Origin of the sequence: Burkholderia sp. Bp9143 (assembly GCF_003853645.1) — a bacterium.
Taxonomy (GTDB): Bacteria; Pseudomonadota; Gammaproteobacteria; order Burkholderiales; family Burkholderiaceae; genus Burkholderia.
Genome location: NZ_QTPO01000004.1, coordinates 56,789 through 72,753 on the forward strand (window position 1 = coordinate 56,789; position 15,965 = coordinate 72,753).

10 protein-coding genes are annotated in these 15,965 nt (G+C 66.7%); 4 read left to right on the top strand and 6 right to left on the bottom strand.

Going from position 1 to position 15,965, the window contains the following annotated elements:
* Positions 1–208 precede the first annotated feature (208 nt).
* The 4 genes from DIE23_RS04015 (at position 209) to DIE23_RS04030 (ending at position 4,594) form a co-directional block, all read left to right on the top strand.
* The gene (locus DIE23_RS04015; RefSeq protein WP_124610913.1) at positions 209–1,642 is read left to right on the top strand and encodes a PLP-dependent aminotransferase family protein; all 1,434 of its coding nucleotides are present in this window, start codon (positions 209–211) and stop codon (positions 1,640–1,642) included.
* A 92-nt stretch (positions 1,643–1,734) separates the two neighbouring features.
* Complete coding sequence (locus DIE23_RS04020) at positions 1,735–2,130, top strand: hypothetical protein (RefSeq protein WP_124610914.1); 396 nt, start codon at positions 1,735–1,737, stop codon at positions 2,128–2,130.
* A gap of 212 nt (positions 2,131–2,342) precedes the next feature.
* Positions 2,343–4,127 (top strand): nitrite/sulfite reductase, encoded by a 1,785-nt coding sequence (locus tag DIE23_RS04025; protein ID WP_124610915.1) that lies wholly within the window; start codon positions 2,343–2,345, stop codon positions 4,125–4,127.
* The gene (locus DIE23_RS04030; protein WP_124610916.1) at positions 4,124–4,594 is read left to right on the top strand and encodes a DUF934 domain-containing protein; all 471 of its coding nucleotides are present in this window, start codon (positions 4,124–4,126) and stop codon (positions 4,592–4,594) included. Before DIE23_RS04025 ends, DIE23_RS04030 begins: the two co-directional genes overlap by 4 nt.
* Before the next feature lie 73 nt (positions 4,595–4,667).
* On the opposite strand, the gene DIE23_RS04035 is transcribed toward DIE23_RS04030, so the two are convergent.
* From DIE23_RS04035 to DIE23_RS04060, 6 genes are all read right to left on the bottom strand, one after another.
* Positions 4,668–5,948, bottom strand: coding sequence for a virulence factor family protein (locus tag DIE23_RS04035; RefSeq protein WP_124610917.1), 1,281 nt, complete (start codon positions 5,946–5,948; stop codon positions 4,668–4,670).
* Positions 5,945–8,539 (bottom strand): bifunctional lysylphosphatidylglycerol flippase/synthetase MprF, encoded by a 2,595-nt coding sequence (mprF, locus tag DIE23_RS04040; protein WP_124610918.1) that lies wholly within the window; start codon positions 8,537–8,539, stop codon positions 5,945–5,947. Before mprF ends, DIE23_RS04035 begins: the two co-directional genes overlap by 4 nt.
* A 442-nt stretch (positions 8,540–8,981) precedes the next feature.
* The gene (gene icmH, locus DIE23_RS04045; protein ID WP_124610919.1) at positions 8,982–10,196 is read right to left on the bottom strand and encodes a type IVB secretion system protein IcmH/DotU; all 1,215 of its coding nucleotides are present in this window, start codon (positions 10,194–10,196) and stop codon (positions 8,982–8,984) included.
* Positions 10,197–10,216: 20 nt separating this feature from the next.
* Entirely contained in the window at positions 10,217–14,326 is a 4,110-nt protein-coding gene (tssM, locus tag DIE23_RS04050) for a type VI secretion system membrane subunit TssM (RefSeq protein WP_124610920.1), read from the bottom strand.
* 25 nt (positions 14,327–14,351) lie between these two features.
* Entirely contained in the window at positions 14,352–15,656 is a 1,305-nt protein-coding gene (tssL, locus tag DIE23_RS04055; protein ID WP_124610921.1) for a type VI secretion system protein TssL, long form, read from the bottom strand.
* Positions 15,657–15,658: 2 nt separating this feature from the next.
* Positions 15,659–15,940, bottom strand: coding sequence for a PAAR domain-containing protein (locus tag DIE23_RS04060; RefSeq protein ID WP_082664606.1), 282 nt, complete (start codon positions 15,938–15,940; stop codon positions 15,659–15,661).
* Positions 15,941–15,965 lie beyond the last annotated feature (25 nt).

A 15,965-nucleotide genomic window follows, 5' to 3' on the forward strand; every position in this document is an offset into this window, starting at 1 on the left:
TCCAGGAGAATGGGACGGCGCGAACGAACGCACCGCGGAGCCAAACGCGGACTGACGCGGCGCAAGCACCGGCATCGCCCCGAAAGCGCGGCCGGCCGCGGCCGTCGCACTTTCCTTTTCAGGCCGCCCGTCGGACAATGGCCCGCGCCCGCCGGCGCGGCGCCGCACCGGCCCCGCGCGCGGCGGACACGTGCTCCCGTCCGCATCGATGAAACGCTACGAAACCCTCGCCCACACGATCGCCGACGAAATCCGCAACGGCAACCTCGTGGTCGGCACGCGCCTGCCGTCGCTGCGGCAGATCATCGCGCAGCATGGCGTGAGCCAGTCGACGGTATTTCGCGCGTACTACCTGCTCGAACAGTGGGGGCTGATCCGCGCACGCGAACGCTCCGGCTATTACGTCGCGCCGGGCGCGGCCCCGGCGGCGAACCCGCCCGCGAAACGCCGCGCGAGCCGCGCCGGCGCGACGCGCAAGGTCGACATCAGCGATCTCGTGTTCTCGGTGCTCGACGCCGCGACGCAGCCCGGCATCGTGCCGCTCGGCTCCGCCTTCCCGTCGCCGCAGCTGTTTCCGCTACCGCGCCTCGCGAAATCGCTCGCGCAGGCGACCCGGCTCGTCAGCCCGTGGAGCACGGTCGTCGACCTGCCGCCCGGCAACGAGGCGCTGCGCCAGCAGATCGCGCGGCGCTATCTGGCGACCGGCGTCGCACAGCCCGTCGACGAGATCGTCGTCACGAACGGCGCGCTCGAAGCGCTGAACCTGTGCCTGATGGCCGTCACGCGGCCCGGCGACGTCGTGGCGGTCGAATCGCCCGGCTTCTATGCGGCACTGCAGGCGATCGAGCGGCTCGACCTGCGCGCGGTCGAGATTCCCGTCGATCCGCGTACGGGCCTCGATCTCGATGCGCTCGCGAACGCGCTCGACCGGCACGACATCCGCGCGTGCTGGTTCATGACCAATTTCCAGAATCCGACCGGCGTCACGCTGTCGCTCGACAGGAAACGCGCGCTCGTGGAGATGCTTGCCGCGCGCGAGGTGCCGCTGATCGAGGACGACGTGTACGGCGAGCTCCATTTCGGCCCCGACTACCCGCTGCCCGCGCGCGCCTTCGACCGGCACGGCCTCGTGATGCATTGCAGTTCGTTCTCGAAGACGCTCGCGCCCGGCTACCGGATCGGCTGGGCCGCCGCCGGCCGGTTCGCGGAAAAGGTGCAGCGGCTCAAGCTGATGACCACGCTGTCGGCGAGCATTCCCGCGCAGGCCGGCATCGCGAACTATCTGGAGCACGGCGGCTACGATCGTCACCTGCGCAAGCTGCGCGGCGCACTGCAGGCGCAACTCGCCCGCATGGACGACGCGCTGCGGCGCTGGCTGCCGGCCGGCGTCGAATGGGTACGACCGGACGGCGGGTATTTCCTGTGGCTGTCGTTTCCCGATGCGATCGACGCGATGGAACTGCACCGCCAGGCGATCGCGCGCGGCATCAGCTTCGCGCCGGGCCCGCTGTTTTCGGCCGCGCACGGCTTCGAGCGCTGCGTGCGCGTAAACTTCGGCCATCCGTGGAGCCGCGACATCGAACGCGCGATCCGCGTGCTCGGCGAGCTGGTCGCCGAGCCGGCGGTACGCAAGGCCGGTTGAGCCGCTCGGCGGCCACCCGTCGCCGCCGTGCAGCCGACGCGCACACGGGTTACATTGCAAGCCTCTTCGCTCCTTCGCACGCCTCCCATCTCATGAGTGCATTGCCCTACCTCGATCACGCCGCGCTGCTGACGCTCGCGGCCGAAGCTGCCGGCGTCACGCAGCCGTGCACCTGCACGAAAACCCCGCTTGCCGGCTGGACGAGCCTGCCGCTGTCGCTGCGGGACACGCAGCTCGTCGAAGTGGCGACGCTCGCGCCGCCCGACGACCCCGAGCCGACCTACGACGAATACCATCCGGACCGCACGCGTTACGGATCCGACGACGCGCCGATCGCGCCGCGCCACTTTCCGTACAACCGCTGCAACGTCAGTCGCTGCGTGTCGTGCGGCCGGCTGTATCTGCGCTATCAGGAAGGCGGCGGCTACTTCATCGACCAGCGCATCCGCGCGCTCGATCCGGCGTTGATCGTCGACGCGCAAGCGTAAGCGTAAGCCTGAGCCAGACGCGGGCATGCGCGGCGCATGCCCGGCGTTCGCCGGCGCGCCGTCGATCTGCTGCGCCCTTTTCGTCCCGATCTGCTGCTTGTCCCGCCGCCCCGCGTTCCCTACGCTGTCCCCTGTTGCCTGACACCCGTCGCAACGTCCCCTCCCGAGCGGCGCGCGCCCCCTGCGCCGCCGCTCCTCTCGCGTATCACTTCATGTACCGATATACCGATTTCGACCGGGCGCTCGTGCACAGCCGCGCCGCCCAGTTCCGCGACCAGCTCGAACGCTGGCAGCACGGCACGCTGAGCGAGGACGCGTTCCGGCCGTTGCGCCTGCAGAACGGCTGGTACGTGCAGCGCCATGCGCCGATGCTGCGCGTGGCCGTGCCGTACGGCGAATTGTCGAGCGCGCAGCTTCGCGTGCTCGCCCGGATCGCACGCGACTACGACGTGCCCGACGACGCAACCTATCGCGCCGCCTGCGACGCGCAGGCGCTGCTCGGCACGCTGCGTCTGCCGACCCGCAACGCGCACTTCACGACCCGCACCAACGTGCAGTTCAACTGGATTCCGCTCGCGAAGGCGGCCGACGTGATGGACCTGCTCGCCACCGTCGACATGCACGGGATCCAGACGAGCGGCAATTGCATCCGCAACATTTCGTGCGACGAGCGCGCGGGCGTCGCGTCGGACGAGATCGCCGATCCGCGGCCGTTCGCCGAGGTGATGCGCCAGTGGACGACGCTGCACCCCGAATTCGCGTTCCTGCCGCGCAAGTTCAAGATCGCGATCACCGGCGCGGCCGAGGACCGCGCGGCGACCGACTGGCACGACGTCGGGCTGAAGCTCGTGCGCAACGACGCGGGCGAGCTCGGCTTTCGCGTGAGCGCCGGCGGCGGCATGGGCCGCACACCGCTGATCGCGACGCTGCTACGCGCGTTCCTGCCGTGGCAGCACGTGATGAACTACATCGAGGCGATCGTCCGCGTGTACAACCGCTACGGACGCCGCGACAACAAGTACAAGGCACGCATCAAGATCCTCGTGAAGAGCGAGGGGCAGCGCTACATCGACGACGTCGAGGAAGAGTTCCGCCAGATCGTCGAGCATGACGGCGGCCCGCACACGATTCCGCAGGCCGAATTCGATCGCATCGCGGCATCGTTCGTGCCGCCGCGGCTGAAGTCGCGCACGCTCGACCTCGAGGATGCCGAAGCACGCATGACAGCCCACGCCAATCGCCATCCGGCCTTCGCGCGCTGGCTCGCGCGCAACGTCGCCGCGCACCGCGACCCGGCGCTGCGCATCGTCACGCTGTCGTTCAAGCGCCGCCTGCAGGCGCCCGGCGACGCATCGCCCGAGCAGCTCGACGCGCTGGCCGAACTCGTCGACCGCTTCTCGGCCGGCGAGGCGCGCGTGACGCACGCGCAGAACGTCGTGCTGCCGTGGGTACACGTCGACGACCTGTTCCTGCTGTGGGAGCATGCGCGCGCGATCGGTCTTGCCAGTGCGAACGTCGGACTCCTGACCGACATGATCGCGTGCCCGGGCGGCGATTTCTGCGCGCTCGCGAACGCGCGCTCGATTCCGATCGCCGACGCGATCGCCGAGCGGTTCCAGGATCTCGACATGCTGCACGACGTCGGCGACATCGACCTGCACATCAGCGGCTGCATCAACTCGTGCGGCCACCATCACAGCGGGCACATCGGCATCCTCGGCGTCGACAAGGACGGCGCGGAGTGGTACCAGGTGACGCTCGGCGGCTCGGACGGTTCGAGCGCGAGCGGCCCCGCGCGGCCGGGCAAGGTGATCGGCCCGTCGTTCTCGGCGGACGAGATCGTCGATGTCGTGGACGCGCTCGTCAACGTGTATCTCGACGCGCGGCTCGATGGCGACGGCCGCGGCGAACGATTCATCGACACGGTGCGCCGCATCGGCGCCGAGCCCTTCAAGGTCGCGGCGAACGACGCACGTCACCAGCCGGAGCACGCATGAAACCGACCGACGAAACAGTGAACGCGCGCACGAACGCACGCATCCGGCTGCTGACGCCGGCCGAACACGCCGACGATACACACGCGCCCGACACCGCGACGCTCACGACCCTGACGATCGGCAACGACGAGGAACTGCCGCCGCTCGCCGCACGAATCGCGCAGGCCGCGCGCATCGACCTGCACTTCCCGTCCTTCACCGACGGCCGCGCGTACAGCCAGGCCTATCTGCTGCGCAAGCGCTTCGGGTTCGCCGGCGACCTGCGCGCGACGGGCGACGTGCTGATCGACCAGCTGCTGTTGATGGAGCGCACCGGGTTTTCGAGCGCGGTGCTCGGCGCCGATGCCGATCTCGCTGCCGCGCGCCGGCAGCTTGACCGGTTCCCGGGCTTCTATCAACGCGATGCGAGAACGGTAACGCCGCGGCAGGACGCGGCGACGCAAGTCGAAATGACCGCCGGGAAATGAAAACGGGCGGCCCGCAGGCCGCCCGTCCGATGTACCGCAAGCGCCGCGCCCGCCGCGAAGCGGGCGCCGGCGTTCAGCGCGCCGCCACCGGCTTGCCGAACGCGCCGAGGATCTTCTTCTCGAGCGCGATGTAGTCGTGGCCGAAGTGGTGGTCGCCCCCCGTCTTGATCACGTCGACGCCGGTGTTCGCGAGCGCCGGACACATCGTGTCCTTCTCTTCCGCGCCGTAGAAGCACTGCACGAGCCGCGGCGGCACCTTCGCGATTTCCGGCGCGACCTTCATCGCGTTGTCGCTCGCCGGCATCCCGAGCCAGCCCGTCACGCGGATCTGGAAATCCGCCGCCGGCGCGAAGCCGAGCAGCGACATCACCGAAACCTTGTCGCGCAGGTCGGCCGGCAGCCGGTTGTACGCGAACGGCATCACGTCGGCGCCGAACGAGTAGCCGACCAGCGCCACGCGGTTCGCATGCCAGCGCGCCATGTACGTGCGAATCACGCGCGCCAGGTCGCGGCTCACCTGTGCGGGCGGCTTCTCGCTCCAGAAGTAGCGCAGGCTGTCGATGCCGACCACCGCCACGCCGTCGCGCTGCAGCGCCTCGGCGATCGTCTTGTCGAGATCGCGCCAGCCGCCGTCACCCGAGATCACGATCGCGAGGCGGTCGCTGCCGCCCTTGGCCGGCAGCTCGACGAGCGGCAGGTCCGACACGTCGAGCTCGTCGCTGCTGCTGGTGTCGTGCAGGTGCGACGTGACGAGCGACACGAGCTTCGCGGTGTCGCCGGCCGCGGCCGTTTCGACGAAGCCCGGCATCGCGCGGCGCACGATCGTCGGATCGGGCGGGCACGGCTTGAAGCGCGCATCGAGCTTCGCCGCCGGATCGACCGACACGACGCCGGCGATCGTGTTCTCCGGCGCCATCGACAGGATCTGCTTCGCGATCGCGCCGCCCTGGCCCACGCCCGCGACGATCGGCGTGTAGTAACGCGCCGATTGCGCGAGGCGTTCGAGCTGGTGGCTGACCGCCTCGGCGTCGCCGTCGAGGTGGTGACAGGTTTCCTGCTTCGCGGCGAGGTTCGCCGCGTAGCGCTCCGAATCCACGCCGACCGTCATCGCCCCCGCTTTCGCGAGTGCGTCGGCCGCCTGCTGGTCGGCGGCGCCCCAGCCGCGCTCACGCGAGAACAGCACGACGAAGCCGCGCAGCGGGCCGCTCGGCTTCGTCACGGTCACGGGGCCGTAGCGGCCGCCCGACACGGTTTCCGGTTTCGCCGCCGCCGGCTGCGCCGCGAGCGCGGCGCCGGCCAGCATCATTCCCGCGCAGGCGACTGCCGCCTGCGCGATACGCTTCTTCAACATCATGAACGCCGACCTCCAGCCAGCAGGGACAGATCCGCGAGCGTGACAAACACGCCGACCGAGCCCGAGGCCGCGAGATAGCGCGGCTCCCAGTGCGGCTCGAACTTGCTCTTGAATGCACGCAAGCCACGGAAGTTGTAGAAACGGCCGCCGAAGCGCCAGACCATCAGCCCGAACCGGTGCCACGGCGACGGCATCTTCGCCGCCCCCATTCCCGAGAACGGCGCGATGCCCAGGCTCAGCTTGCGGAATCCCGCTTCCTTCAGGTGCAGCGCGAGCTGCGTAAACAGATACTCCATCGCATACGGCGACGCGTCCGGCAGATGGCGCATCACGCCGACCGTCGCCTCGGTGTTGAGGTCGGTCGTCATGAACGTGACGAAGGCGATCGGCTTGTCGGCCTGGCGCACGAGCATCACCGACTGCGTCGCGAGATAGCCGTCGTGGAACGCGGCCACCGAGAAGCTCTTCTCGCGCGCGTCGCGGCTGTCGAGCCAGCCGTCGGAAATGTCGCGCAGCGACGGCAGCGCGGCCGGCACGTCGGGCGGCGCGATCACCTCGACCGTCAGCGCGTCCTTGTCACCGCGGCGCAGCGCGTAGCGCAGGTGGGAACGATTCGAGCCCTTCAGGTCGAACCGGTCGAGCGCGATGTGCGCTTCCTCGCCGAGCTTCATCAGCGTGAGCCCGGCGTCGAGATACAGCGGCAGCGCGTTCGCGCGTACCTGGTAGAACGCCGCGCGCCCGCTGTGCGCGTGCGCCAGCGCGATGAACTTGCCGATCAGCGCCGGCCATTCCTCGCGCGGGCCGACCGGATCGTGCAGCGCGGCCCACGTGCGGCCGTGTTTCGCGTACATCAGGAACGCGCGACGCGACTCGGAGAACAGGAACGACTTGTCGCCCATCAGCGCGAGGCCCGCATCGCTGCATTCCTGCGCGCGGATGATCTGCTCGGCATCGAGCAGGTCTTGCGCGACGGGCGTCACGAAACGACCGGGCGCCGGGCGCAGCAGTTGCCACAGCGCGAACATCGCGACGAACACGCCGGCCGCCAGCGTCGCGCGCAACGCCCGCGGCGCGCGCTCGTCGAACGCGAAATGCGACCACAGATCGCGCGTGTACGGCACGTCGCGGAACGCGAAGCACAGCACCCACACGGCGAGCACGAGCACCATCGTCACCGACACGAACCAGCTCACCGTGAAGCGCTCGGCGAGCAGCGACGAATGCCGGTTGAAACGGCGGCGGCTGACGAGCAGCAGCACCAGCAGCGTGCCGAGCACGCCGGCCTCGACGAACGCGAGGCCCTTCGCCAGCGACAGCGCGAGGCTCGCGAGCGTCAGCGCGAAGGTCATCCACCAGGCGCCGTCCAGGCGGCGCAGCAGCCCGCGCGCGACGAACAGCAACGCGACGCCCAGCACGCTGCAGATCACCTGCGAGCCTTCGAGCACCCACAGCGGCACGAGGTTGCGCAGGATCGCGATCCGGTGCCAGAACGCGGGCGTCGCGCTCGAGATCACCAGCATCCCGCCGACCGCGAAGGTCACGAGGCTCAGGAACAGCGGCGCCAGTTGCGACACGCGCGCGGCCTGCCGCGACACGAGCCGGCGGCGCAGCGCGCGGCCCTCGAACCCGGCCAGCAGGCCCGCCGACAGCACGAGCGGCACGCCGAAGTAGATCGCCCGATAGGCGATCAGTGCGGCGACCATCGCGTGCGCCGGCACTTCGCGGCCCAGCGTGAAGACCATCGCGGCCTCGAACACGCCGATCCCGCCCGGCGTATGGCCGATCATCCCGAGCAGCAGCGCGGCCGCGTACACGGTGATGAAGGTCGGGAAGCCGACCGGCGCGGCCGGCAGCAACACCCACAGCGTCAGGCCCGCGGCCACCACGTCGAGCACCGCATAGACGACCTGTGCGACGAGGTCGCGCCGTGCCGGCACGTCGAACGCGAGCCATTTGAAGCGTGTGACGACCGGGCGGGCGGTGTTGCCGCACATCATCGTCATCACGGCCAGCACCACGAGCAGCGCGGCACCGCTCCACGTGAGCACACCGGGCGCGACATGCAGCATCGCGGCGAGCGTCTGCGGCACGCAAACCATGCCGACCGCCGTCATCAGGACCAGCGCGAGCGCGAGCGTGCCGCTGGTGAATACCGTCATCCGGCCGATCTGCGCGGGCGTGACGCCCGACACGCCGTACACGCGCGCGCGCACCGCGCCGCCCGTCAGCGCGCCGAAGCCGGTCGCATTGCCGAGCGCCGAGCCGGCGATCGCGCCGGTCCACAGCGCGGCGCGCGGCACCTTCGCGGCGACGTAGCGCAGGCCGATCGCATCCCGGGCGACGAGCGCGAGATAGCTGAGGGCCGTCGCGGCCAGCGATGCGCCCCATTCGACCGCGGACATGTGGCGCAGCTGGCGGATCACCGACCGGTAGTCGACGGATTCGGACAAGTGCTGGAAAACCACGATCAGCAGCAGGCCGATGCCGAGCGCGAGCAGCGGCGACAGCACGCGCTCGTTGCGGATCAGCGTCGAGACACGGGCGATCGCCGCCGCGGCACGGCCGGGCGGACCAGGGTGGCGGGAAGACATAGATTGTTCAGTGGTGGTACATAGCGTGTCGCGGCGCAAGGTGGCCTGGCGGCGACGAATCTGGTTGTTCTGCGTGGGCGGTCGGCCTGGGACGAAGGCAGGCGGCGCCTGGATCAGAAAATTACGAGTATACGGATTTTATATTACAGAATCTTTCGATCGTGCACAGGGCGGTTTGGGCGCGGCGGTCGCATCAACGACGCATCAAATTCATGCGCAAGGTGCGCATCATACCGGGAACCGCCGGGGATTTTTCATCAGATGAATGACTTGTGACGCATTTGGGAGAAATTCTCCCGGTCCGGCCAAGCCAGCGAGGGCAAAACCGCGACCGGGCGCGGGATTCTGGAATGGGGACAGATCGTTGCGCCCGCCTCACGGGCTCTTCATCGCTCCGTCATCGCGCCTGTTCAAGGCCGAAATTATCGCTCGCAATCGAACGTCAATCCGTGATGGTCACTTCGACGCGACGATTTCTCGCCCTTCCCGACGCGGTACCGTTGTCCGCCAGCGAATCGGCATCGCCGTTTCCCGCGACACTGATACGTGGCGCCGATACGCCAGCCGCAACGAGAATTTGGGCCACGTGCCGGGCTCGCACTTCGGAAAGCGCCTGGTTAGATGCCTGACGTGTCGAACTGATCGGTGTGCTATCCGCGTATCCCGCCACCCGGACGGTCGCGCCCTCGGTCACCGCCGCGATTTCCCGGCCGGCCGAAGCCGCCACCGAAGCACCCCACGGCGCCACCGTTGCTTCCCCGGGCCCAAACATTCCGCTGAATCGGAGCGTCAAGGCATTGCGCCCGGAGTCGCGGATCAGTTCGACATTCCCTGCAGCAACTTCATCGCGAAGGCGCAGTTCCAGATTGCGAGCCAGCGCATCGAGCGGCGACGCCCGGAGCCTCTCCTTCGTGCGAACCGAACGGTCTACGGCGGCATACCCCCCGGCTCCCAGCAGCAACGCAACGGCGAGACCTCCTACGAACCTCGCTCGCGACCGACGCACCGCCGCCGGACGTACCCACGGATCGATCGTCTGTCGCGGACGTTTAAGCGGCTCGCTGACGCGACTCACGCTCTGTCCACCCGTCATGACCACGTCGTGTACGTGTTCGCGAATGACCTGCAAGCGCTTTTGACCACCTGCTTCAAATCGGTATCGCCCACGAAACCCGAGATCGAGCACGTTCTGGTACAACTCGATCAGATCGAGGTTCTCGCGCGGATGGCGCATTGCCTCGTCGATCAGCCGGAAAACACGGTCGCCGCCCTGACGATCATGTCCCAACGCACTCGCCAGGCTGTTGTCCTGCCATTCGACGCCGGTTGTTTCGCCCTTTCCCCAGGGCGTCTGCATCGCCGCCTCGTCGAGCGCGGAGCACAGACAATAGCTTGCGCACCGGACATGCTCGTGGCGGACCTGAAGCTCACTGCAGATCCGGGTGAAGAGACGAACTTCCTGCCCCAACCATCGACGCCACCGTGCAACAGCGTCGGCATCGAGCGTTTCGGGCGTATTGGCCAACGCCTGCAACAGAACGCGCGACGCTTCGAGCAGCGGGTTGACCGCCTGCTCCGCGGCCTTGAGCCGTGCGGCAACGGGCGGCGACACCACGGCTCCTGCATCGCCCTGCGGATCGGTTGTCGATAGAGTCATCCTGATCGATCCCTCCCGGTTCAGCGGAAAGCGCTTACCGCGCTCGCCGGCAACATGCCTCGCGGCAATCCCGGCGGCGGGCCACTATCCGGCAGGTTGAACACAGACATCGTGCTGGGACACTGGAATGTCTTCAGCACGTCGCTCGTCAGCGGATTCGCGACACTCCCCGTGCTCGCGACGTCGAGCGCCGCTTGACGACCGTCGAAATTGAACGCGACGCGCGTGCGGCCCGGCGTCGCCGTCTCCACCACACGACCTTTCTGGAGCAGGCGCATCACCGCCCAAGGCCCGTCCGCTACGATCGTCGACGTGTCCGGCCGAATCCGCGGATTGGCCGTGATTTCCGTGTGGACGCCGCCACGCGGTCCCGGCCACGTGACCGTGAAAGGCGCGACCGGACCGTGTTGATAAAGCGTCGTCTGTCCATCGATGTCGAGCGACAGGCTCATGATCGTCGGATCGAGCTCGGGAATCCGGATGTCGGCCTTCCACGTCATCTGCTTGTGGCCGGGATCATTGAAGAAGACGTCGCGGATTGCCTTCGCATGCTCGAACGGCTCCAGGTCCGGCCCCTGCACGGGTTCGGTCGCGCCCGGAAGCGTCCGGTAGCGCCAAGGCTTCGCGGCCGTATCGACGAACGGTGCAAGCGTTTTTGCGAAGAAGTCGTCGATCACGCCGCCCTGCGCGAACACGCGCGTAAAGTCGTCGATGCTGACGTCGCGCTTGCTGTCGGGCGAGAACGGATAATTGCCCTCGATCGTCAGCCGGCAGGTGTCGCCGACCACTGCCTGCATCTGGCGCGACAATAGCTGACCGATGCCCTGGTTGACTTCGCGCGAACCATCGGCGGCGAGCTGCAGCAATACCGCGCGGAATGGCGCGGGCATCGTGTCGGCCGTCATTTTCAGTTTCGCGGCTACGTCGCTCGCCGGTGGCATGCTGTTGTTCGACAGCGCATTGTCGGCAACGGTGAGCGTCGTGTAATAGTCGTTCAGCAGGTTGGTGACGCCGTCCAGCCCCGTCTTGTCCGCCTGCGTGGCGGCCGGTTGCGTATCGGATTGCGCATCCACGCTCCCTGTCACGACCTCGCGCAGCGCCGCAAAGTGATTGTCGACGAGTTCCCGTTCAACGCGTTCCGACGCCCGAATGCCCAACGCCTTGTCCGCCTTCTGATTGAGCTGATCGGCGGCCCGCTGCAGCAGCGAACCGTCCGACGCGGCCATCGGCTGCGTGAGCGTCGTCTCGTGCACGGCTGCGCGGGCAAGCCGCACGAGTGGCGAATCGGGCGCCGCGAAGCTGCGCAGCACCTTCAGATTGAACGCAAGGCTCGTGCCGCTCACGGTCCGGATGTCGTCGAGAAACGCGTCCCACTGCTGGGCGTATTCCATCAGGTATTCGCGGCGGACCGCGTCGGTCAACGCATCGTCCGCGCCCGTCGCATTGCTCACACTCTCAGCCGTTTTTTTTTGAGCCGAATCCGACACCCCCGCCAGATACGAGCGCCCCATCACCCACGCATCGTCGTCTCGCGCGATCTGCACGAATTCGGGCAACCGCTTGTCGAACAGGTTCCGATAGCCTTCATACGTGAACAGACCCGACACGCCGCGCGACAACGGCGCGTCACTCGCCCGCGTGAACACCGTGCCGGCCTGCGGGCCAACCGCGCGCAGGAGCGTAAACTCGTCGGGCGCCTCCTTGAGCATGGCCGCCTTCGCGCGCTGATAAAGGCGATCGGTTGCGTTGCTGCCGTCGAGAAACGCGCGCGCCTGCTGCACCAGGGCATCGTTGCGGATCAGCGGCGATTGCACCACGCGCTCTCCGGAGAAAAGCTGCTGCACGTGGTCGATCATCGACGCGCGTCCACCGAAAACCGCCGCGCTGTCGGTCTTCGCCCAGTCGTCGAGCACCCAGGCCTTGACGTCATCTGCATTGAACTTCGCCTTGTCGTACAACATCAGGTATACACGCAGCGCATCGTAGGCGGCTTTCGGGTCCTTACTGGCGATCGCGCCGGACATGACGTCTTCCAGGCGGCGCACGATCTGCGGCAGCAGCAGGTTGTCCTCGAGCACGTCGTAGGCATGGCGGCTTTCGGTGGCGATGTCCCCTGGCGTATAGAGACCGTAGCGCCACGTACTGTCCGGGTTCGACAGGTCCAGGCCCGGGAAGGTCGGCAGATAGCGCGCGTCGGTCAGCGGGTCCGGCACGGCTTCCGGTTTGGGTTCCTTGTAGAGCTGGGTGACGCGAGCCGTGAGCGCCTGCACCTTTCGGCCGATCGCATCGAGATAGTCGCTGTTGTGGCCGAAGCTCGCGCGGAGTCCGATTGCCAGCCACACAAATAACAGCAGCGCCAATGTGTGGCCGATCAGGCGCAAAAGCCGGTAGCGATATTCCCAGCGCAGGTTGGGGCTCACCAGATGCGCTTCCGGGAACACGACGCGAGTCAGGAGGTCGTGCAGGAAGAAACCCTGGTTGCCCTCGGCACGCGCGGACGAAGCGGGAACGTGGTCCTGAGTCGACAGAAGACGTTGAACGACTGTACTGCGCTCCACGACGAACTCGCCGTCCCGTTGTCGAGCGCTCGTGAAGTACACACCGCGCAACGTCGAATGGAGCTGGGTATCGTCGTAACGCGAGTCGAGAAACACCCGCTCGATCAAGTCGAGCAGCGGTCCGAGCAGCGCAGCAAACTCCTCGGGCAACGCGGCAAGCGATCGGCGCTTGCGCGAATCGTACTCATCTTGCAGATGCGTATCGATCGAACCGCTAAGCCGTTGCGCGAGTTCGGCAAGTTCCGTATGGCAGCGCGCGCGCAGCCCTTCCTTCGCGACCGTTTCCTTGCCATACGGAAGCGTGAAGCCCCATGCCTGCGCCCGCCCCTCGGCCGTCAGCGCCCCGAAATACTCGGCGAAACCTGTCAGACGATCCATCTTCGTGACCATCACATAGACAGGAAAACGAATACCCAGCTCCTGCCTCAGTTCCGCCAGCCGCGCGCGCAACGCGGCAGCCTCCGCCACACGCGCCTGTTCGTCGGCGCTTGCCAGCGTGGCAAGATCGATCGTCAGCAACGCGCCGTTGATCGGCGCGCGAGGACGATGCCGGCGCAGCATGCCCAGAAATCCAAGCCATTCCGCACGATCGACCTTCTGTCGACGCTCACCCGTACCCTGACCGGGCGGAACGACATGGCCGCTGGCCGTTGACGTGGCGGCGGCTTTCGATTGCGACGCCTCATTCTGCTTCGCGTCCTCTACTGCACCATCCGCAGCCGGCTCAGCAGCGGCGCCGTCCTTGCCCGGAACGCCGGTTGCCGGCTTTCCCGTTTCCGAGACGGGCGCATCGACGTCCTCGGCCGTCGACATGCCATGACGCGTGTAGTAACCGGCCGTGTCGATCAACACTGCGTCATTGGTCAGCCACCAGTCCACCGAAACAGCGTCACCGACAGGTGTCCCGACCGCGCGCTGCATCTGCTCGGCAACGGGAAATGCCAACCCGCCGTTCATCAGTACGCTGGTCTTGCCGGACCCTTGCGAACCGAGCGTGATGTACCAAGGCAGCCCGTACAAATAGCGCTTTCCCTGGAACAGCTTGCCAAGACCGCGTGCGCCGGTGCGCATCGATTTCAGCCGCACGAGCGCGCTCGTCACGATCCCTTCGATTTTCCGCAGGCGTGGTGCGGCAGGCGATTCATCCTTGCGGCGATCCAGGCGCAACATCTTCTTCATGAACGCATCGTCTTCGCGCATTTTCCGCCACAGGCGGAACAACCCGACAAGAACGAAGACGGCCACCACCAGCGCGATCGCGGTGAGTCGGGCCGACACGGGCTCGAACGGCGCCGTATGGCCGAGCGACAGCAGCGGCGCCGCATACCAGATCAGCAGGCACAGCAACGCGACAAACACGACGCTCGTCGACAAGCCCACGAGCCAGAGCAGCACGCCGGCGAGCAACAGCGCGATCAGCAGCACGCGCATGCCGGCGCCGGCGAACGGCTTGAGCCCGCCGAACGCGAAAAACGGGCCGACGAACCAGATCACCAGTGCGACGACAATCAGTGCGAGGAACGCGAGGAACTGGCGCGAGGCCAGAAACGACAGGAACTGAAACTTCTTCATGTGTTATTCCGGAAACGGATCTGGCTTAGCGTGCGACGTCGATCTCGACGCGCCGGTTTTGTGCGCGCCCCTGCGCGGTGCGGTTGTCTCCGACCGGATCGGCATCGCCCTTGCCGACGGCTTCGAGACGCTTCGCCGCCACCCCAGCGGTTTGCAGCATCTGCATGACCTGGGTGGCGCGCTCTTCCGACAGCACCTGATTCGATGCGAAATGCCGGCTGCGAATCGGCACGTTGTCTGTGTAGCCGATGATCGTTACCTTGCCCGGCACCTTGACGATCTCTCCCGCGATCTTCGAAATCAGCGGATTCATCGATGCCTGAACCGAAGCGCCGCCGGGCTTGAACATCGCGTCGCCACGGAACGTGACGGCGCTGTGGCGGGCATCCTCATCGACACTGACGGTGCCGGCAGCGATTTCGTCCTTGAGCAACTGTTTGAGGTGCAGTTGCTGTGGTGGCGCAGGTGGCGGTGTCATGCGGGCGATGTCGGCAATCTGCTTCTGGACGTCCGCGCTGCGACTGAACAGTTCGTACTTGAACCATCCGAACAGTCCGAGCAGGATGACCGACAGGACGGTGACGGTGATCCATACCGGAAAATCGGTGAACGACAGGCGCTTGCCTGTCGCGGTCGATTGCCAGTGGGGCGATAGCGTCAGCGGCACAGGTTCGCGCTGCGACGTGATCACGTTATAGAGCCGCTGACGAATCGCGTCGTGCTTGCGCTTGCCGTCGGTCACGCCTCGGTAGCGGCCTTCGAAACCGAGACTGAGAATCCGGTAGATCACTTCCAGCAGGTCACGATGCTCGTGAGGGTCTTCCAGCAAGCGGCCGATCAGCAGGTAGACCTTGTCGCCGCCCTTGAGGTCTCCGTGGAAAGTGGTCGCGAGTCCACCTTGGATCCATTCGATCGCCGACGAGCCTTCCTTGCCCCATGCGGTTTGCGCTACTGTTTCGTCGAGCGCCGTGCACAGGCAGTAACTCGCACCGATCATGTGATCGCGGCGAATATTGGTCTGTTCGCATAGCCTCTCGAACACACCGACTTCCTCTACGAGAAGCCTGCGCAACAACATGACCGCGTCTCCCGACTCAAACCTTTCCGGCATGTCAGCCTGCGCACGCAGCAACACACGCGATGCCTCGAGCAAAGGATTCGATGCGGTCTTGACCTTGGCCACGCGCTGCTCGAAAACTTCGGGAGGCGCAATATCCTGGCTGACGGGCGTATCCTCTTCCCGGTTCAGCGCGTCGTCCAACGTTTCTTCTCCGTCCGGGGAAGTGTGCACGGCACCAATCGGCACACTGGATTTCCTTGGTGTCGACATAGCTAGCGCCCCACCTTGGCCGTCGAAGCGGCAATCAACCGGCAGCCGCATTCGGTGCGGTGGCCGTGCAATGCCACGTAACGCCCGCCGACGCTAAGCGTCGGATGGGCTTCGATAATCTTGTTGATGCCGTGCGGACGTCCGTCCGGATAGGTTTCCGGACAATCGACAAGATCGTGCAGGCGGGCTATTTTCTTGCCGCCGATTTTGTGGGTATCCGAGCCGGTAATGATCCGGCCGCCATGGTCGGTTGTATCCCCGACGACTGCGATGCTCGTTGACATGGTGCTATTCGTAGGCTGGCGCGCT

Bases quoted from the DNA above. Each gene is read 5' to 3' on its own strand.
- tssM (WP_124610920.1), bottom strand. From the start codon at position 14,326: ATGAAGAAGTTTCAGTTCCTGTCGTTTCTGGCCTCGCGCCAGTTCCTC.
- DIE23_RS04015 (WP_124610913.1), top strand. From the start codon at position 209: ATGAAACGCTACGAAACCCTCGCCCACACGATCGCCGACGAAATCCGC.
- DIE23_RS04035 (WP_124610917.1), bottom strand. From the start codon at position 5,948: ATGATGTTGAAGAAGCGTATCGCGCAGGCGGCAGTCGCCTGCGCGGGA.
- tssL (WP_124610921.1), bottom strand. From the start codon at position 15,656: ATGTCGACACCAAGGAAATCCAGTGTGCCGATTGGTGCCGTGCACACT.
- DIE23_RS04025 (WP_124610915.1), top strand. From the start codon at position 2,343: ATGTACCGATATACCGATTTCGACCGGGCGCTCGTGCACAGCCGCGCC.
- icmH (WP_124610919.1), bottom strand. From the start codon at position 10,196: ATGACTCTATCGACAACCGATCCGCAGGGCGATGCAGGAGCCGTGGTG.
- DIE23_RS04060 (WP_082664606.1), bottom strand. From the start codon at position 15,940: ATGTCAACGAGCATCGCAGTCGTCGGGGATACAACCGACCATGGCGGC.
- mprF (WP_124610918.1), bottom strand. From the start codon at position 8,539: ATGTCTTCCCGCCACCCTGGTCCGCCCGGCCGTGCCGCGGCGGCGATC.
- DIE23_RS04030 (WP_124610916.1), top strand. From the start codon at position 4,124: ATGAAACCGACCGACGAAACAGTGAACGCGCGCACGAACGCACGCATC.
- DIE23_RS04020 (WP_124610914.1), top strand. From the start codon at position 1,735: ATGAGTGCATTGCCCTACCTCGATCACGCCGCGCTGCTGACGCTCGCG.